This window comes from Micromonospora sp. NPDC005257 (assembly GCF_042872445.1).
Classification (GTDB): Bacteria; Actinomycetota; Actinomycetes; order Mycobacteriales; family Micromonosporaceae; genus Micromonospora.
In genome coordinates this window covers 138,215-156,628 of sequence record NZ_JBIAKL010000001.1, presented here as the reverse complement: position 1 = coordinate 156,628, position 18,414 = coordinate 138,215, and the positions used below count along the sequence as shown (strand labels likewise).

Here is an 18,414-nt window from a genome sequence, read left to right as displayed (position 1 = left end):
CGAGCGGACCTCCCTCCCGCGGGCCGCAGCACCGTGGGAGATGACGTGCCGGTTCGCGGCGGGCAGCATTGACACGTCGGGGCGGTCGGCGGCCCGGCACCACATACCGAGGCGGGGCACATGGGGCAGCAGTACCGAGCCAGCCGGCAATGGGAACGGATCCAGGACCGTTGGATCACCGAGGAGGCGGCCGTCGATCTGACGAACCTCAAGTCCGATCCGAGGAACTTCAAACTGGCCCTGTGGGACCCGTCGGCGAACGGCGTGCGGTACCTGAAGGCGCTGATCTACCACCTGGGCATGGAGCTGGGCGACGAGGACCGGGAGCGGATCGCGCGGACACCCAACCGGGCGCTCGGCGACCCGATCTCGGTCCGGTGCCGGGGCGAACACCTGTCCCTGGACGACCTGCAGTCGACCTTCGAGCTCGGCGCCATCGAACGCGACGTCAGTCTCGACGGCGCCGACGTACTGGAGATCGGCGCCGGCTACGGGCGCACCTGCCACATGATCATGTCCAATCACGACGTGGCCACGTACCGCATCGTCGACCTGCGCAACACCCTGCGGCTGAGCCAGGCCTACCTGCGCGGGGCCCTCGGCGAGAAACAGTTCAACCGGATCCAGTTCGTCCAGGTCGACGAGGTGGAAGACGCCCTCGACGGCCAGCGCTTCGACCTGTGCATCAACATCCACTCGATGACCGAGATGAGCCCCGGCACCGCACGCGCCTACCTCGACCTGATCGACCGCACGTGCGCGGCGTTCTACGTGAAGAACCCGGTGGGAAAGTTCCTGGACGAGAGCCTGGATGGCACCGCCCCGAGTGAGGAGGCGGTACGGCTGGCGCTGGAGAACGGACCGCTCCGGCAGTTGGTCGACATCCACGACAGCCAGGCCGTCGAGGCTGCGGTGCCCGGTTTCCTGGAGGGCTACCGGCCGGGAGACGACTGGGAGTGCGTCAGCGACGGAAGGGCCCTGCCGTGGAGCTATTTGTGGCAGGCCGTGTACCGGAAGCGCCGGTAGGAGCGCTTGCCGTGCCGGCTGATCGACCTGCCGATCGGCCTCTTGCCGTCGTGCTCGGTGCGGCCGGGTTCGTGGGCGCCGCGGTCTCCGCGGCGCTCGCGTCCCGCTCGGCGCGGCTGCGCCTCGTCATCCACGAGCAGCGGCTCCCGTTGCCGCCGTCCGCGACCCACGTCGAGTTCCACGCCGCGGATCTGACCCGGGCGGACGAGGTGCGCGAGGCGGTCGCCGGCGCCGACGCCGTCATCCATGTGGCGGCCCAGATCGGCGGGCAGGCCGCCTGGCGGGTGCCGGGCAGCTCCTCCGAGCGGCTGGGCGCCGATCTCGTCGACACCGTCGCCGATGCCCTCCGGACCCCGCTCGCCCCGCCTCCCATCTTCATCCTGGCCAGCACGACTCAGCTGAACTCCGCGCACCGCGCCAACGAGTACGTACGGCACAAGGCCGCCGCCGAGGCATGCCTGCGTGAGTCGACCGAGAGAGGCTGGATTCGTGGCATCACGCTCCGGTTGCCCACCGTCTACGGGCAAAGTCCCCTGTCCGGCTCGGCCGGACGCGGCGTCATCGCGGCCCTGGCGCGCAAGGCGGTCGCGGGCGAGCCGATCACCATGTGGCACGACGGCTCGGTCCGCCGGGATCTGTTGCACGTCACCGACGTGGGGCTGGCCTTCGTCGCGGCGCTCGACCACGCCGACCTGCTGAGCGGTGGATGCTGGACCATCGGCACCGGGACGAATTCGCCACTCGGCGACGTGCTCCGTCGCCTGGCCCGGCGGGTGGCGGCACGCACCGGTACGCCGGCCGTGTCGGTCGTCTCGGTGCCCGCTCCGGAGTGGGCGGACGCCGGTGACTTCGACGACGCCCGCGTCGATCCGGCGGCCTTCGCGGCGGCCACCGGTTGGGCGTCCGACATCGGGCTGGAACGAGGGCTGGAGAGCGTCGTCGACGCCGTCCTGGCCGAGAGATGAACGGCGGCGGGCCGCGGGCCCGCCGCCGTGCCGGCGTTCAGAGGTGGACTGGCAGGGCGAGCCGGCCGTTCATGACGAACGTGCCCTGTCCGGCCAGTTCCTTCGGCTCGACCGCGAGCCGCAGCCCGGGAAAACGGGTGAACAGCGCCTGCACGGCGATGCGCCCCTCCATCCGGGAAAGGGCCGGGCCGACGCACCGGTGCACGCCGTGCCCGAACGCCAGGTGCCGCTTGTCCGCGCGTTCGACGTCGTACTCCCCCGCGGCGCTGCCGTGCAGCTCCGGATCCCGGCCGGTCGCGACGTAACCGACCAGCACCGGGTCACCCTTGGCGATGGTCACGCCGGCGACCGTGACGTCCTCGGTCGCGAAGCGGAACGGCAGGTGCGCGACCGGTGCGTCGGCGCGCAGCGTCTCCTCCACCACGTCGTCCCAGCCCACCCGGCCCTGCAGGGCCAGGGCCAGCTGGCTGGGCCGGGTGAGCAGCGCCGCCACCGTGTTCGTGATGAGGTTCCGGGCCGGCTCGGTGCCCGTGTTGAGCATCAACTGCGCCAGGCCGACCACCTCGGCATCCGATCCGGCGCCGGTGCCGGTCACCGGGCATCCGCCCGGCTGTGCCGCGACCAGATCGCTGATCAGATCCTCCCCCGGCTGCTGGCGCTTCACCGCGACCAGATCCTCGATCTTGCTCCGCAGGCGGGCGAACTCCTCAGCCGCCTTCTGCGGAGTCGACTCGATGTAGCCGGCGCGGTCCAGGATGCCGTCCGGGTCACCGTCGGGCACGCCGAGCAGTTCGCCGATCACCCGTGAGGCGACCCGGTGCGCGTAACGCTCCTTGAGGTCGACCGGTTCACCCCGCCGCTCGGCTGCGTGCGCGGCCAGGTGGTCCAGCGCCTCCTCGATGACCCGCTCCACCCGTGGCCGCAGCGCCGCGATGCGCTGCGGGCTGAACGCGCCGGCGACGAGCCGCCGTTGGCGGGCGTGCTGCTCACCGTCCGCGGTCGACATGTTGTCCATCCGGGCCCAGGCCATCAGCGGGAAGTTCGGGTCGAGGCTGCCGTCGATGTAGGCCGGCCAGTGCTGGCGGGCGTTCTTGGCGAACCGCTCGTCCGCCAGCACCTGCCGGGCAGCGTGGTAGCCGGTCACCGACCAGGCCGCCACCCCGCCGGGCAGCAGCACCCGGACCACCGGACCACGGGCCCGCAGCCGCGCCGCCTCGCCGTGGATGTCGGTACCAGCGGGATCGATGACAAACGGGGAACCATCGTCCACGTCTACCTCCTCTGAAGACAGATCGGTGCAGGTCGCTCCCATCGTCGCCAGCCACCACCGCCGCGGGCGTCTTCCACGGTGCGCTGCCCGCCGGCGGGCGGCGGCGCGGCCGTGCACGCAATCCAGGAGATGCCCGGGATCAGGCAGAACGCGAAGACTGACCCCGGAGCGTCCCGGGCCGCACCCGTCCCGATCGGACCCACTTGGAGGCGTAGTGACCATCCGCGGAGACATCGCCGTCGTCGAGTGCACCCAGTGTCGGATCTGCGGCAACCGCAGCCTGCTCCCGGTGCTCGACCTCGGCAGCCAGGCACTGACCGGGATCTTCCCCCGGCCGGGCGAGGACGTGCCGGTGGCGCCGCTGCAGCTCGTGCGGTGCAGCCCGGACGGGTGCGGGCTGGTGCAACTGCGGCACACGGCCGACCTGTCGCTCATGTACGGCGCGCACTACGGCTATCGTTCGAGCATCCGGCCGTTCATGATCAACCACCTGCACCGCAAGGTGAAGCAGCTCACCGGCACGGTGGATCTGAATTCCGGGGATCTGGTGCTGGACATCGGCAGCAACGACGCGACGCTGCTCAAGGCCTACCCGGCGGGGACCACCCGAGTCGGCGTCGACCCGACCGGCGAGAAGTGGCGCGAGTTCTACCCCGACGACGTAGACCTCATCGCCGACTTCTTCAGCGGTGCGGCCTTCACCGAGCGGTACGGCGACCGGAAGGCGAAGATCGTCACCGCGATCGCGATGTTCTACGACCTGCCCGACCCGCTGGGCTTCATGACCGAGGTGCGCGACATCCTGGCCGACGACGGCGTGTGGATGATCGAGATGAGCTACGCGCTGCCGCTGCTGGAGATCCCCGCTTACGACGCGATCTGCCACGAGCACCTGGAGTACTACCAGCTGCGCCAGATCGAGTGGATGGCGGCACGGGCCGGGCTCACCCTGACCACCGCCGAGATCACCGACGTGAACGGCGGCAGCCTCTGCGTCACCCTGGTCAAGGACCCGTCGAAGCACCGGATCGACCACGCCGGCATCGAGCGCGTACGGCAGCGTGAGGCGGCGCTGCGGCTCGACACCGACCAGCCGTACGAGACGTTCGCCCGCCGCGTCGCCGAGCACCGCGACCAGGTACGCGCGTTCTTCGACCGCTCGCGCCGGGCCGGCCTGCGCACCTTCGGGTACGGCGCGTCGACCAAGGGCAACGTGATCCTCCAGTACTGCGGTCTGACCACGGACGACCTGCCGTGCATCGGCGAGGTCAGCGAGGAGAAGCACGGCTCGGTCACCCCCGGCACCGGAATCCCGATCGTCTCCGAGGAGGAGGCCAAGGCCCGCCGCCCCGACCAGTTGTTCGTGCTGCCCTGGGTGCACCGGGAGGGCTTCCTCGAACGGGAGCACGAGTTCGTCGCCGCCGGCGGAAAGCTCGTCTTCCCGCTGCCGTCGCTGTCCGGGCCGGTCTGATGCAACCCGGGTTCCTCGCCTCGGCGCTCGTCACCGACGGGCCGGTCGACGCCGACCTGTTCCTCAAGCAACGGTCCGCCTCCGCCACGTACGACGTGACGGAGGTGCCGCTCTCGGCGCTGCCCGAATGGCGGCTGACGGACCGGCTGGCGCACACATCGGGTCGCTTCTTCAGCGTGGAGGGCCTGGCGGTCCGCACCAACTTCGGTCCCGTGCCCGCCTGGCACCAGCCGATCATCGTGCAGCCCGACATCGGCATCCTGGGCATCCTGGTCAAGCGGTTCCACGGCGTGCCGCACTTCCTCATGCAGGTCAAGATGGAGCCCGGCAACAGCAGCCTGGTGCAGTACGCCGCGACCGTGCAGGCCACGCAGAGCAACTACCAGCGCGTGCACGGTGGGCGGCCCACCCCGTACCTGGAACACTTCCTGCGCCCCTCGCGCGGCCGGGTGCTGGTCGACCGGCTGCTCTCCGAACACGCGTCGTGGTACCTGCACAAGCGGAACCGCAACATGATCGTCGAGATTCCGGCGGACGTGGACGTGCCGCGCCTCGACGACTTCGCCTGGCTCACCCTCGGGCAACTTCGGGAACAACTGGCCGCGGGCCACGTGAACATGAACGCCCGCACGGTGCTGGCCTGCATCTCCTACGCCGGCAACGGGCCGGACCCCGAGAACGACTTCCACGCGGCCGTGGTCGCCTCGCACCGCCGCAGCCGCTCGGACGCCGACCTGGCCGACGCCATGAGCTGGCTGATCGACCAGAAGGAGCTCTACACGCTCGACATCCGCCGCACCGCCCTCTCCGACCTGGACGGCTGGATCGCCGACGACGAGGGCATCCGGCACCGCGACGGCGGCTACTTCCGCGTCGTCGGCCTCAAGATCACCGCGACCAGCCGTGAGGTCACCAGCTGGACCCAGCCGATGCTGGAGCCGGTGCCCGGCAACCTGGTCGCGTTCCTCTGCCGGCGCCGGGACGGCGCGCTCGAGTTCCTGGTCCAGGCGTTGGTGCAGCCCGGCCTGACGGACCGGCTGGAGCTGGCCGCCAGCATCCAGCTGGCCCCCGGCTACTACCGCACCCCGTCCGATCTCCCCCCGCTGGTGGAGCATCTCTCCGCCCCGGCGTCACAGATCCGGCACAGCTCGGTGCAGTCGGAGGACGGCGGCCGCTTCCTGCGGGCCGACACCCGCCACGTGGTCATCGAACTGCGGCCCGGCCAGGAGGTGGACGTGCCGCCCACCCACCGCTGGATGACACTGGGCCTGCTCGACCGCCTGGTGTCGGCGGGCTACTACGTCAACGTCGAGGCCCGCAGCCTGATGGCCTGCCTTCTCTAGGAGTCGCGTGGACTTCCTCCTGATCGGCCGGTCGCGCTTCGCGCAGCGGCGGGTCCTGCCCGCCGCTGCGGCGCTTCCCTTCGACTCGATCACCGTGGCGAGCCGCCGGGACGGCACGGACTGGCGAAACCTGACCGGCCGCAGGCCCGGCCTGGTCTACGTCTCCCTGACCAACGGCGAGCACGCCGAGGCCGTCGCGTGGGCGTTGCGCTCGGGACACCATGTGGTGGTCGACAAGCCCGCGTTCCCGACCCTGACCGAGGCGAGGACGGCCGTCGCACTGGCCCGGCAGTCGTCGCTGGTCCTGGCCGAGGCGACCTGCTACTCGTACCATCCGATGTTCGCCTGGGCCGGCGCGCTGGACGCGACGTTTACCAAGGCCGTCGCGGTCTTCACCCCGCCGGTGCCCGCCACCGACTTCCGCCATGACCGTTCGCGGGGTGGCGGAGCCCTTCTGGACACCGGGCCCTACCTCGCGTCCCTGGGTCGGGTCCTGTGGGACGCCGAGCCGGACCGCCTCCAGGTCATCGTCGGCGACCGTGCTCCCGACGGCCTGGAACTCGCCTACAGCGTGCTGGCCGGTTATCCGGGCGACCGCACGGTCGTCGGCCAGTTCGGTTTCACGACGGGCTACCGTAACGCCCTTCACCTGCTGGGCCCCGACGTGGGTGTGGACTTCGAGCGCCCGTTCTCGGCGCCGCCCGACCTCGCCCCCACCGTGCGGGTGGACGCCGGGGGCACGTCCGAGTCGCACCGGCTCCCGCCCGCCGACAGCATGCTCCTGTTCCTGGACCGGGTGCTGGCGGCTGTCCGTTCGGGTTCCCGGGAGTTCGACGGGCCGCTTCTCAGCGACGCCCGGACCCGGGATCAGCTCACCCGCGCCGCCGACCTCGATCTCGCCACGAGAATGGTTCAGCCGGATGGAACGTGCGGTTGATCGACCGGCGGGCTCGGCGCAGCCCTGTCACGGACTCGTCTCGCTCGCGTCGCAGACGGCGTAGCGATGCATCGTGACGCCCTGCTTGAACGACTGCTGCTCGATCAGGTCGAGGTCGACGGGCATGTCGTAGTCGTCGAAGAGCGGCCGGCCGTAGCCGAGGATCGCCGGGTGGGTGAAGAGCAGCAACTCGTCGAGCAGCCTCGCCCGCAGCAGCTGGGTGGCCAGCGTCGCGCCGCCCACCCCGAGACTGCCGGCGGTGGTGGCGCGGAGGTCGGCGAGCTGCTCGATCGCGTCGTCACCGCCGATGATCCGGGTGCCGTGGTCGGCGTGGCGGCGGGTGCGGGAGACCAGCACCTTCGGCGCGGCGGTCCAGATCTCGCCGTACTCCCGCAGGAAGTCCGGCAGCGACTCGTCCCCCCGCGCGCGCGGCCAGTACTCCTCCATGATCTCGTACATGATGCGACCCTGGACCATGATCGAGAGGGCGCGCGCCCGCGCGTTGAACTCCCGGTGCAGCTCCTCGTCGATACGCAGCCACTCGCCGGCGCCGTTGTCACCCGGCACCTGCTCGATCCGCAGGTCGAGGGACACGTTCATCCAGTACACGAAGCGGCCCATATCGTCTCTTCCCGGTAGCGATTGCGTTCCGCAACCACTATATGTAGAGCGACACACCTGTCAAGGAGGAAGCGTGGAACAACGATCCGGGTGTCCGATCAACGCCGCCGTCGAGCTGCTCGGAGACCGGTGGTCGGTGCTCGTGCTTCGCGACATCATCTTCGGCGACCGACGTTACTTCCGAGGGCTGCTCACCGGATCGGTCGAGGGCATCGCGTCGAACATCCTCGCCGACCGCCTGGTGCGGCTGGTCGAGGCGGGGATCCTCACCCGCGGCACCGCGGCGCGGGGGCAGCGCGCTCTCTACAGCCTCACCGAGAGCGGCATCCAGACCCTGCCGATCCTCTACGCCCTCGGCGACTGGGGCCTCGACTGGCGCCCCGGCGACGACGCGCTCCGCAGCCGACAGCAGTTCATGCGCGACGCGGGCCCGGCGTTCCTCGACGAACTCATGGACGAGCTCCGGGTACGCCACCTGGGCGCGCCACCGAAGCAGCGGCGCGGCCCGGGCGCCTTCGAACGCCTCGACGCCGCGTACGCCGCCGAGCGGGAACGCACCGCGTGCGAGAGCGTGACGGGTACGCCGGCGGGCCGGTGAGCCGAGCCCCGCGAGCGGCCCCGTCCGACCCGTCGGGCGGGGCCGCGCCCGGCGGGATCCGCGGGCTCACACGCCGCAGCCGGTGCGCCTGCTCTCGCAGAGCGCACCGGCTGCGTCCGGTGACGCCACGGACCGGCTCATGTCCGGTACGCCACCGGTTCGGGTGGGACCCGTCCGGCCCTACATCAACGGATTCGCACCACGCGGCCGGGCCGTGAGCTCCTCCAGCGTCCGCCCCAGCAGCAGGTGCGGGTCCTGGGTCGCGACCTGGCCGAGACCCGGCGGGCAGCGGTCCCAGCCGAGCAGCCGCTGCACCTCCTCCGGCAGGGTCTGCACGGTCTCCCGCGGGACCGCGAGGTACTGGTTCTCCTCCTGCCGCAGGTTGCCCAGGTCGAGCGCGACGGAGAGGCTCATCCGCGAGGAGTCAGTGGTGTTGGCGCCGCCGCCGTGGTAGACGCCGCCCGGCCAGAGCAGCGCGGAACCGGCGGGCATGACGGCCGGGACCGTCTCGGCGTACGTCGGGGCCCGCTCGTCGTCCCAGTGGTGACTGCCGGGGATGACCAGGGTCGCGCCGTTCGCCGCGGTGAAGTCGGTCATGGCCAGCATCAGCTGCAGCCGGCACGGCGGGCCCGGATGCCGCCACAGATGCATCGCGTCGTCGCGGTGCAACGGCTGCCGGCCCTGCCCCGGATCGATGCGGATCGCCTGGGTGAAGCTGACCTGGATGTTCGGCGTCACCTCCATCCGGACCTTGCCGATCCACATGTGCGTGGGCTGTTGCAGCAGGCGCCGGGCCGCACCGAGAAACTGCGGCTGGGTGACCACCGTGGACATGTGACGCGGCGACCAGTGGAACAGGCTGGACAGCCGCTTGGTCTTCTGCCCGTCGTAACCACTCTCGCTGTAGCCGGCCGCGTCGAGGCCGGACTCGAGGTCCGCCCGGAGCCCGGCGAGGGTCTCGCCGTCGACGAAGTCTTCGACGATCACCGCCCCGTCGCGTTCCAGGACCGCCACGACGTCGTCCAGCGGAGCGGCCGGGGTGACATGGGTCAGGTCGGCCATTCCAGTCACCCCTCGACGCGGGCCAGGATGTTACGGGTCAGGGTCTCCAGATCCGGGTCCTCGAACAGGTCACCGATGTCGAGAGTGACCCCGAGCTGCTCCTCGACCGCCGCGGCGATCTGCACGGCGGCGATGGACTGCCCGTTGAGCTCGAAGAACGTGCCGGACCGATCGCCCAGGACATCCGTCCAGATGGCCGCGACCCGTTCGGTGACGTCCGCGGTGGCCGGCTGCTGCTGAGTGGTCATGTCGCTCCTCCTGGCAGGAGATCAGAGGTACTGGGTGTTGGGGGCGAGCCCGCAGGCCACCCGCCCGTACAGTTCGAAGTTGGTGTCGGGGTGCATGATCGCGTGCAGGTTCAGCGCCTTGATGTCGCGCTCGATGCGCTGGATCGGCACGTCGAGCTGGAGCGAGCTGCCGCCGCTCGCACCGGCCAGCAGGTCGACGGCCTCCTTGGCGCGCAGGCACGCGGCGCCCAGGTCGAGCCGGGCGAGGACTCGCTCCTCGATCGTCCACGGTTCGCCGGTGGCCGCCTTCGCGTCGATCCGGTCGGCGGTCCGCAGGATGTGGAAGCCGGCCTCGTCCACCCGGAGCGTCGCGCCGGCCACCTGGAGGTGGGTCAGCGGCGCGGCGCTCTGCTCGTCGTAGTCGGTGTAGGTGATCTTGCGGCCCGGCAACCGGGTGAGGAACGCGTCCCGTGCCGCCTGCGCCAGCCCGTAGGCGACTGCGCCCACCGTCATGCAGGCGATCGGCATGAACGGCGCCCGCCACATGGGCGCCGAGGGGTCCTGCTGCAGCGGGTGCGCCCCGCCGATCACCGGACCCATCGGCAGCACCCGGTCCTCGGGCACGAAGACGTTGTCCGCCACCGTGGAGACGCTGCCCGAACCGCGCATGCCGGTGGTGTGCCAGTCGTCGATGACCTGCAGGTCACTCATCGGGACGAGGACCATGACGGGCTCGAACTGGCCGTCCGGGGTGGGCCGGACAGCGGCGTTGACGTTCCAGTCGCTCTGCAGGCAGCCCGTGTTGAACGACCACTTGCCGTTGACCCGGTAGCCACCGTCGACCGGCGTTGCCATGGCGGTCGGGCTGAGGATGCCGCTGATCCGCACGTCCGGATCGGCGAACACCTCCTCGCGCACCGAATCGGGGAACAGGCCGACCATCCAGCTGCTGATCAGCCAGACGGACGCGGTCCAGGCCGCGGAGCCGTCGCCGCGTGCGAGTTCGGCCAGCACCTCGGCGACGGTCCGCATGTCGGACTCGTAGCCGCCGTAGCTCCGCGGGACCCGCATACGCAGCAGGCCGGAGCCGCCCAACGCTTCGAGCGTCTCGATGCTGAGCCGCCGCTGCTCCTCCGACGCCTGCGCGTTGTTGCGCAGCAGCGGGCCGAGCTCGGCCGCGCGCCGCAGCAGCTCCGCTCGTGGCAGCGTGGTGACTGTGTCCATTGATTCTCCTCGAGTCCGAACGCCGTTATGTGTGACTCTGGCCGCTCAGGTCACCGCGACGCATCTCCTGAGCTGCTGTCTCGTCCGTCGGCCGGCGCCGGCGGCTGGTCCGGTCCGGTCAGCCGGCGGCGGTCGACCTTGCCCGTCTCGTTACGGGGCAGCGCGTCCGGCACGACCCGGAAGATCATCGGGAGCATCACGTCACCGAAGCGCTGCCGCATGTGTGCGCGCCACTGCGCCGGGCTCGGCTCCCCACGCGGCACCACGTACGCGGCCAGCTTGGTGACGATGCCGTCGGGGCCGGTCACGGCGAGCACGGCGCACTCGGCGATGGAGCCGTGCTCGATCAGCATCGACTCGATCTCGGCCAGTTCCAGCCGATGCCCCTGGATCTTCACCTGCTGGTCGCGGCGGCCCCGGAACTCCAGCAGCCCGTCATCGCGGCGCAGGCCCAGGTCGCCGGTCCGGTACCAGGGCCCGGGACCACGGCCGGGCACGGCGCGGAAGGCCGGCCCACCGGGGTCGTCGCCGAGATAGCCCGGCGTCACGTACGGGCTGCCGACCACGATCTCGCCCACCACGCCGGGCGGGCAGTCGCGGTCGCGTTCGTCGAGGACCAGCACGTCCCGGCCGGGAATCGGCCGCCCGATGGGTACGGTGCCCCGGAACCCGCGCGGAATCCGGTGCCAGGTCGCGGCAACCGTCTCGGTCGGGCCGTAGATGTTGGCCAGGTCCATCCCGGGCGCCGCGGCCTGGAGCCCCTGGACCAGGCTCTCGGGCACGGCCTCGCCCATGAGCAGCAGGCGGCGCAGGAGCAGGGGCACCCGGGACCGTTCGGTGCTCTCGGTCAGCAACTGCCGGGCGAAGCTGGGCACGGTCTGCAGGACGTCGATCCGCTCCGCCGCCAGCCAGGCGAGCAGGCGGCCGGGATGGGCCCGGACCGGGTCGGGCACCGGGCAGAGGACCGCGCCGGCCACCAGCGTCGCGAACGTCTCGCACAGCGCGGGGTCGTGGTCCGGGGCCACCCACTGCGCCACCCGTACGCCGGGCGCCAGCCCGAACTCGCTGGCGAACCAGGTACTGAACTGTGCCAGTGCGGCATGCGTCTGGGGCACGCCCTTGGGCCGGCCGGTCGAGCCCGAGGTGTGCGCGAGGTAGGCCCACGCGTCGGGCGGAACGGACGGCTCGGTCCCGGTCGCGTCGGGCAGGGCTGTCACATCGATCTGCGGAACGCCGGTGCGCCCGGCGTGCCAGTCGCTCAGCTCGTCACCGGCGCCGCCGGTCAGCACGGCGGCCGGGCGCACCGCGTCGAGGATGGCGCGACCGCGCTCGCCGGCCGCCCCGGTGCCGGACCACAGCAGGACGGCGCCGGCGCGCAGCACCCCGAGCAGCGCCGCGTACCGGTCCGGTCCGGCGGGCACCCGTACGGCGATCGGGCGGCCGGAGAAGCCGGCCAGCGCGGCGGCGATCCGTGCGGCGTGCCGGTCGAGGTCGCGCGCGGAGACGGCGGCGTCTCCCCAGGAGACGGCGGTGGCTTCCGGCGCGGCCTCGGCGCGGCGCCTGACGAGCAGGTGCACCGGCGCGCCGGGCGCGAGAACGGGTGCGGTCATGGCGGACTCCTCCACTTCAGGTCCGGCCTCCGGATCTGAAGTCTGGCCCGCCGTGCCGGGGAGGGTCCTCTTCCCGCGTGCCCGCCTGCGGACGACCCGGGGCAAGCGAGGAGATGCGACAGGCTGCCGACGGCGCAGAGCATGAGAACCCTATGAATATCCCCGGCGCCGACCTGAGGTGGCAGGACTGATGCATGAATCAGCCGACAAGATCACGATCAAGCTCTGGCTGAACCGCTGGCCGATGTGGCAACAGCTCGTCGACCCGATCCGGAGACAGACGGAGGAGTTCAACCGCAGGCACCCGCAGTACCGGGCCGTCGTGGAGGCCGTCAACGTTGGCGCCTTCCCCCGGGAGATGGCCCGGGCCGCACGCGAGGGCACGGCGCCGCACATCGCCTCGTACCAGTACACGTATCTCCGGGAGGTCCAGGACCTCCGCGACCCGGAGGGCCGGCCGTTCTTCACCTCGGTGACCGAGGCGGTGGGCGGGCGGGACGAGATCCTCGGCGAGCCCGTGGTCCTCGACGACATTGTGGCCAACATGCGGGCGTACCACACGTTCGGCGGTGAGCTGCGGTCGATGCCACGCAACACGTCCACCCTGCTGCTGTTCTCCAACATGGACGCGCTGCGCGCCGCCGGGATCACCGAGCCGCCGGCCACCTGGTCGGAGGTGGAGGCCGCGTGCGCCGCCGTGGCCGGCCGCGTCGGCGCCCGCCGCGGCGGGATCACCTGGCCCAATTTCGGTTGGCTGTTCCAGCAGTCCGTGGCCCAGCAGGGCGGGCTGATCGCCGACCACGACAACGGGCGGTCGGGCCGCAGCGAGAAGATGCACTACACGTCCCCGGAGATGCTGGCCTACGCGACCTGGTGGCGGGACCTGCACCGGGCCGGCCACTACCTCTACACCGGCAAGTCGTCGGACTGGTGGGGCTGCATGGAGACGTTCGCCGCCGGGGACACGGCGATGCTGGTCAGCACCTCGGTCGAGGCCGGTCCCATCGTGCGGGCGGCCCGGAGGGCCGGCTTCCACGTGCAGGCGAGCCCGATGCCGTACAACGACGGGGCCGGCTACGCGGGGAGCGTGATCGCCGGTGAGTCGCTGTGGCTGCGCGACGGGCTGGACGAACGGACCCGGGACGGCGCGCTGGCCCTCATGCAGTTCCTGAACAACCCGCGCAACGCCCGGGCCGTCTACGACCACGGGCGGGCGTTCATCCCCTCCACCGAGGCGTCGATCGCCCTGCTCGCCAGCGAGGGCTGGTACGACCGGAACCCACACGAGCGGGCCGCCGTCGACCAGCTCCGCAGCAGTCTCGACTCCCCCGCCACGCGCGGGGCGGTGCTGGGCAACTTCCTGCCCATCCAGAGCGCGGCCGTGCAGGCCATGCACGACGTACTGGTCGGCGGCGCGGACCTGGTCGCGCGATTCAGCCAGGCCAACGACCAGGCCCAGCAACTGCTCGACGAGTACGCGCGTCGCGTGGATGCGGGCGCCGCCAATGACGGCCAGGCCCCGCAGGTGCTGCTGCAGTCGGAGCCGGAGCGGCTCCGGCTCGGCGCCTGACCGACCGTCACGGTCGGCCCGAACCGGCCGCTGCCTTCCTGACTGGAAGGCAGCGGCCGGCGCCTTTTCCGGCCGGTGCGCCGGCTCTCGGCAAGGGGCACCCCCTGAGACGCACACCACGGCTGGGCCGCGCCGTCCGACCGGGGAAACGGGGGCGCACCGGGCGATGACACGAATCCGTGTCACCGACCCGGTGCGCCCCGGCCGGTCGCCGTCAGCCGGCGGACGGTGTCCGCGGCCGGCGACGCCGGCCTGGCCCCAGCGCCGCGATCACCGTCACCCGCGCTCGCGCTGCAGCCGCATCTGCGTGTACGCGCGGTTGGCCATTGTGGTGAGCAGCACGGCGGAACTGACGTGCGTGCGACCGGTGGAGAGGTCCCGCCAGACCCGTTCGAGGCGCTCCCCCTCCCGTACGGACGTGCTGCCGCCGGTCGGCTGGATGATCTCGTCGACGGCCCGCCAGGCCAGTGCCGTGGCCTCTCGGCAGGTCAACGCGATCCGCAGGTCCTCCTCGGCGGTGAACGCGCCGAGCGGCTGCTCGGACAGTTCGTGCCAGCGCCGCGCCGTGGCGAGCACGAGCGTCTCGGCCGCGTCGATCATGCTGCTGGCCTGCCCGTACCAGAGCTGGAAGTCCGGGTCCTCCACCCGGGGTGGGAACGGCGGCAGGATCGTGGGACGGGAGAACATCAACTCCGTGTACGCGTCGAGCGCGCCCTGACACATGCCGACCGCGATGTGTGCACCCTCCAGGGCCATCGAGCTGGCCGGCGCGCCGCCGTACTGCGGGTGCTCGTGCAGGTCACGCCCGGGGGTGCCACCGGTAACCGAGATCTCGTTGAAGTCCAGCTCCAGACCGAAGTGGCCGGGGATCCGCCCGTCGGAGATCCGGATGCTGTGCGACCCGCTGCCCTTGAGGCCGAGCTGCCAGCCCCAGTCGTCGAGCATCTCCCACTGGTCGCGGGGCGCGATGAACAGCAGCGGGCGCGGCGGCTGCCCGTCCTCGACGATCATCGTGTTGCCGATGAGGTGGGTCGCGTACGGCGCGCCGGAGCAGTACTTCCAGACGCCGTTCAGGATCCAGCCGCCGTCCGCCGCGCGCCGGGCCGTGCCGTGCGGGGCGTTGACGAGCGGTGCGATGAAGTCACCGCCCTTGAAGATCTCGGCCTGCGCCTTCTCCCCGAACATGGTGCCGACGAACAGCGAGTGCGCCGCGCCCAGGCAGTACATCCAACCGGTCGACGCGCAGGCCCGGGTCAGGATCATCACGACCTGCAGGAAGGTGTCGAAGCCGAACTCGTAGCCGCCGTAGCGCTTGGGCACCGTGATGCGGTAGAGGCCCGCGTCCCGGAACGCCCGGTGGGTGTCCTCGGCGTAGTACGTCCGCTCCTCGGTCTCCCGCTGGCGGGCCACCAGGGTGGACGCCAGCGCCCTGGCCCGCTCGATCAGCACGGCCGGGGTGACGTCGGACTCGGATGACAGGGCCACGCCCTGCACGTCGTTTGCGGTGACGGTCATGGGTCAACCTCTCAGATCGCCGCGTCCGGGTCGGCCGCCATCTCGCCGATCACACCGAGATATCCGGCCACCTGCTCTTCGATCTGGGCGCGATCGAACAGGTGGCGGCTGAAGCTGAGCCCACCGACCACTTCGGTCTTGCCCAGGTGCATCGACCAGATGATGCCGTCCGGGGTCTCGGAGCCGACCGGCTGCGGCTTGACCCGCCGCCAGATCGCCGTGTACTCCAGGTCGCCGATTCGCTTGCCCTGCATGAGGTACGGCGGCTGGACGGCCTGGAACAGGCACGGCACCGCGTCGGGGCTCACCGAGGCCATCAGCTCGGGCGCCTCGGCGAGCACGTGCAGCAGCGGCAGCTCGTGCTTGAAGGCGCCGACGCAGGCCGTCCTGGTGCGGGTGACGACATCCCGGAAGGAGCGGCAGTCGCGCAGGTCCACCCGGAGCGGAAGGAAGTTGAAGAACGACCCGACCGTGGCCTGGAAGCCGCGCTGGCGACCCGGGGCGAACGTGGGCACCGTGATGTCGGTCGCCTGGGTGCGCCGGTGAACGAAGACGGCGAACGCGGCCAACAGCACCATGAACGGCGAGCTGAGCGTCTCCCTGGCCAGCCGGGACACCTCGGTGCTGAGGTGCGCGTCGGTGGTGAAGCGGTGGTAACTCGTCGCCGGGGCCTGCTCGTTGCGGTGCGTCGGCTCGACCAGGATCCGGGCGCCGCGCAGCGTCTCACGCCAGTAGGTCCGTGCGGCCGCCACCGTCGGGCCCGCGGCCTCCTCCTGCTGCGCGGAGACGTAGTCGCGGTACTGGGTCGCCTCGGGCAGCTGCGGCTCGTCCCCGGCGACGCGCGCCGCGTAGCACTCCGCCAGGTCCCGCAGGATCACCTGGAGCGACCAGACGTCCGCGGCGCTGTGGTGGGTGCAGAGCACCAACACCGAGTCCTGCTCGTCGAAGCGACCGAGCACGGCCCGCAGCAACGGAACCTCGTCGATCGGGAACGGCCGGGTCTCCATGTCGATCATGAGCTCCTCGGCGCGCTGGTCCCGGTCCACGCCGGGCGAGCCGTCCAGCTCCACCTCTCGCAGCTCGGGCGGTCCGGCCGGCAGCACGCTCTGGGTGCCGCCGCCGTTCTCCAGGTGCAGCACCGTACGCAGGGCCTCGTGCCGTTGCACCACGTCGGCCAGTGCCCGGCGCAGGAGCTGGCCGTCGACGCTTCCGTGGATCCGCCACCCGCCGACCTCCACGTAGTGCGGCCCGAACGGCCCGGCCTCGAAGCCCTGGGCGAACAGGCAGAGGAACTGCTGCTGCAGCGAGAGCGCGCTGGGCGCCTGCTGAGCTTCCGAAGTGATGGTCATGGGAACTTCTCCTTACTGGAGGTTGATGCCGGCGTCATCGAGGGCGTCGAGCAACGTGCCGCGTGCCAACTCGTCGGCGACCGACTGAGCGTCGTCGGCCAGATAGCGGTCGCCGGCGAGGGTGGGTACCAGCGACCGGACGGTGCCGTAGGTGACCCGGGCAGCCGGGCTCAGGCGGTCGAGGCACCCGGAGACGTCCACCGCCTGAGCGGCGGCGAGGAGTTCCAGAGCGAGGATGAGGAAGTTGTTGCCCAGGACCCGCCGGCAGTTACAGGCGGCGACCAACCCCGTACTGGCCGGGTCCTCGTCGTCGTCGCCGGGCGGATCGCCAGTGCTGGCCGGACCGATCGTCCGGTTCTCCGCGACCAACGCGGTGGCCCGGTACCGCGTGCCGGCGGCGCCGGGACGCGCGCCGGGACCGCCCTTGATCAGGATCTCCGGCAGGCCGTCGTCGACCCGCCGGTCGAGCAGCCGGCTGCTGCGCCGGGCGGAGGACACGCCGAGCCGGGTGAGCGCGATGGCCAGGAAGTCCATCACGAAGGCGACCGGCTGGCCGGTGGGCGCCTCCCGGTCCGGTGGGAACAGCGGACTGTCGTCGGCCGCGTTGAGTTCGATCTCGAGCGTGCGCCTGGCGTGCCCGAGGGCGTCCCGGACCGCGCCGATCACCTGCGGGACGCAGGGCAACGAGTACGCCTGCTGAAGCACGACGTCGGCGCCGAACACGGCCCCGCCGCCGTTGCCGCCCGTCATCCTGGCAGCCACCCGCCGACGGCGGTCCGCGTGGTCGCTGATCAGTCGGCTGCCACCGGTCAGCGCGCGCATGTTGGCGGCGCTGGCGATCTGGCCGGCGTGCGGGCGGGCCTCGTGGCCGGCCGCCTGGAACGGGCTCGGCGAGCCCTGCAGCACCTCGACGACCAGCGCCGCGGCGATCTCGGCGTGCCGTGCCTGCGCCAGCGCGTGCTCGCCCACCAGGGCGGCCACGCCGGTCATGGCCGAGGTGCCGTTGAGCAGCGCCAGGCCCTCTTTGACGTCCAGCCGCAGCGGCTCGATGCCCAGCGAGCGCAGCACCGGCCCGGCCGGCGTCCGCACCCCGCCCCGCAGCAGGTGCCCCTCCCCGAGCAGCGCGCCGACCAGGTGGGCCAGCGCGGCCCGGTCCCCGCCGGCGCCCAGCAACCCGGTCTCCGGCACGGCCGGCGTCAGACCCTCGTTGAGGTGGAGCGCGAGACGTTCGAGCACCACTGGCCGCACCGCCGATGGCCCCTTGGCGAGGGCGTTCAGTCGTGCGGTGGTCACGGCCCGCGCCTCGGGCTCGCTGAGCAGCGGTCCCACGGCGGCGCTGTGCCCGCGTACCAGGCCGGTCCGCAGCTCGGTCTCCCTGGCCGCTTCGGTGAGCAGGTGCACCATCTCGCTGTAGCCGGTGGCCACCCCGTACACCGGGAGGTGCTGCCGCACGGTCTGCTCGACCTGTTGCCGGCTCACGGCCGCGCGCTCCAGCACCCGGGGGGCGAGCGCGACCGGCACGTGGTCCTCGGCGATACGGCGCAGATCGGGAAGGCCGAGCGTCGCACCGTCGAGAGCGACGTGGACGTCGGTTCCGACCGTGGTCATGACGCTCCCTCGTGGTGT

Annotated in this window: 16 protein-coding genes; 7 read left to right on the top strand and 9 right to left on the bottom strand. The window is 71.6% G+C overall.

Annotated features, from left to right (window positions below; genetic code table 11):
- Window positions 1–120 precede the first annotated feature (120 nt).
- Window positions 121–1,026, top strand: a complete 906-nt coding sequence (locus ACFYO8_RS00665; protein ID WP_354864352.1) for a putative sugar O-methyltransferase — start codon at window positions 121–123, stop codon at window positions 1,024–1,026.
- 50 nt (window positions 1,027–1,076) lie between these two features.
- Window positions 1,077–1,991: an NAD-dependent epimerase/dehydratase family protein gene (locus ACFYO8_RS00660; RefSeq protein WP_355014872.1), complete on the top strand. Its 915-nt coding sequence runs from the start codon at window positions 1,077–1,079 to the stop codon at window positions 1,989–1,991.
- A gap of 37 nt (window positions 1,992–2,028) precedes the next feature.
- Here ACFYO8_RS00660 and ACFYO8_RS00655 read toward each other — a convergent pair whose 3' ends face one another.
- A complete protein-coding gene (locus ACFYO8_RS00655; RefSeq protein WP_354864356.1) occupies window positions 2,029–3,261 on the bottom strand; it encodes a cytochrome P450 in 1,233 nt (410 codons plus the stop codon).
- 214 nt (window positions 3,262–3,475) lie between these two features.
- Here ACFYO8_RS00655 and ACFYO8_RS00650 point away from each other — a divergent pair, with 214 nt between their 5' ends.
- The 3 genes from ACFYO8_RS00650 to ACFYO8_RS00640 are packed head-to-tail and all read left to right on the top strand — an operon-like array spanning window position 3,476 to window position 7,012.
- Window positions 3,476–4,732 (top strand): class I SAM-dependent methyltransferase, encoded by a 1,257-nt coding sequence (locus ACFYO8_RS00650; protein ID WP_355093974.1) that lies wholly within the window; start codon window positions 3,476–3,478, stop codon window positions 4,730–4,732.
- A complete protein-coding gene (locus tag ACFYO8_RS00645; protein WP_355093976.1) occupies window positions 4,732–6,075 on the top strand; it encodes an NDP-hexose 2,3-dehydratase family protein in 1,344 nt (447 codons plus the stop codon). Before ACFYO8_RS00650 ends, ACFYO8_RS00645 begins: the two co-directional genes overlap by 1 nt.
- A gap of 7 nt (window positions 6,076–6,082) precedes the next feature.
- Window positions 6,083–7,012, top strand: a complete 930-nt coding sequence (locus ACFYO8_RS00640; RefSeq protein WP_354864362.1) for a Gfo/Idh/MocA family oxidoreductase — start codon at window positions 6,083–6,085, stop codon at window positions 7,010–7,012.
- 27 nt (window positions 7,013–7,039) lie between these two features.
- Here ACFYO8_RS00640 and ACFYO8_RS00635 read toward each other — a convergent pair whose 3' ends face one another.
- Window positions 7,040–7,633 (bottom strand): dihydrofolate reductase family protein, encoded by a 594-nt coding sequence (locus ACFYO8_RS00635; protein ID WP_354864364.1) that lies wholly within the window; start codon window positions 7,631–7,633, stop codon window positions 7,040–7,042.
- A 73-nt stretch (window positions 7,634–7,706) separates the two neighbouring features.
- On the opposite strand from ACFYO8_RS00635, the gene ACFYO8_RS00630 reads away from it, so the two are divergent.
- Complete coding sequence (locus ACFYO8_RS00630; protein ID WP_355047242.1) at window positions 7,707–8,231, top strand: helix-turn-helix domain-containing protein; 525 nt, start codon at window positions 7,707–7,709, stop codon at window positions 8,229–8,231.
- Window positions 8,232–8,411: 180 nt separating this feature from the next.
- On the opposite strand, the gene ACFYO8_RS00625 is transcribed toward ACFYO8_RS00630, so the two are convergent.
- Genes ACFYO8_RS00625 through ACFYO8_RS00610 form a run of 4 tightly spaced genes read right to left on the bottom strand, consistent with a single transcriptional unit; the run spans window position 8,412 to window position 12,354 of the window.
- Window positions 8,412–9,293 (bottom strand): phytanoyl-CoA dioxygenase family protein, encoded by an 882-nt coding sequence (locus tag ACFYO8_RS00625; RefSeq protein ID WP_354864368.1) that lies wholly within the window; start codon window positions 9,291–9,293, stop codon window positions 8,412–8,414.
- Window positions 9,294–9,298: 5 nt separating this feature from the next.
- On the bottom strand, window positions 9,299–9,541 hold the full coding sequence (locus ACFYO8_RS00620; protein WP_354864370.1) for a phosphopantetheine-binding protein: 243 nt from the start codon (window positions 9,539–9,541) through the stop codon (window positions 9,299–9,301).
- Window positions 9,542–9,562: 21 nt separating this feature from the next.
- The gene (locus ACFYO8_RS00615; RefSeq protein WP_354864372.1) at window positions 9,563–10,744 is read right to left on the bottom strand and encodes an acyl-CoA dehydrogenase family protein; all 1,182 of its coding nucleotides are present in this window, start codon (window positions 10,742–10,744) and stop codon (window positions 9,563–9,565) included.
- Window positions 10,745–10,794: 50 nt separating this feature from the next.
- Window positions 10,795–12,354: an amino acid adenylation domain-containing protein gene (locus ACFYO8_RS00610; protein WP_354864374.1), complete on the bottom strand. Its 1,560-nt coding sequence runs from the start codon at window positions 12,352–12,354 to the stop codon at window positions 10,795–10,797.
- A 190-nt stretch (window positions 12,355–12,544) separates the two neighbouring features.
- Between ACFYO8_RS00610 and ACFYO8_RS00605 the strand changes: the two genes are divergently transcribed.
- Window positions 12,545–13,924: an extracellular solute-binding protein gene (locus tag ACFYO8_RS00605; RefSeq protein WP_354864376.1), complete on the top strand. Its 1,380-nt coding sequence runs from the start codon at window positions 12,545–12,547 to the stop codon at window positions 13,922–13,924.
- A gap of 276 nt (window positions 13,925–14,200) precedes the next feature.
- Here ACFYO8_RS00605 and ACFYO8_RS00600 read toward each other — a convergent pair whose 3' ends face one another.
- From ACFYO8_RS00600 to cmdF, 3 genes are read right to left on the bottom strand one after another with little or no spacing between them, the layout of a single operon-like run.
- On the bottom strand, window positions 14,201–15,439 hold the full coding sequence (locus ACFYO8_RS00600; protein ID WP_354864378.1) for an acyl-CoA dehydrogenase family protein: 1,239 nt from the start codon (window positions 15,437–15,439) through the stop codon (window positions 14,201–14,203).
- Between the two features lie 11 nt (window positions 15,440–15,450).
- The gene (locus ACFYO8_RS00595; protein WP_354864380.1) at window positions 15,451–16,788 is read right to left on the bottom strand and encodes a condensation domain-containing protein; all 1,338 of its coding nucleotides are present in this window, start codon (window positions 16,786–16,788) and stop codon (window positions 15,451–15,453) included.
- Window positions 16,789–16,800: 12 nt separating this feature from the next.
- Complete coding sequence (gene cmdF, locus ACFYO8_RS00590) at window positions 16,801–18,396, bottom strand: tyrosine 2,3-aminomutase (RefSeq protein WP_354864382.1); 1,596 nt, start codon at window positions 18,394–18,396, stop codon at window positions 16,801–16,803.
- Window positions 18,397–18,414: the final 18 nt, after the last annotated feature.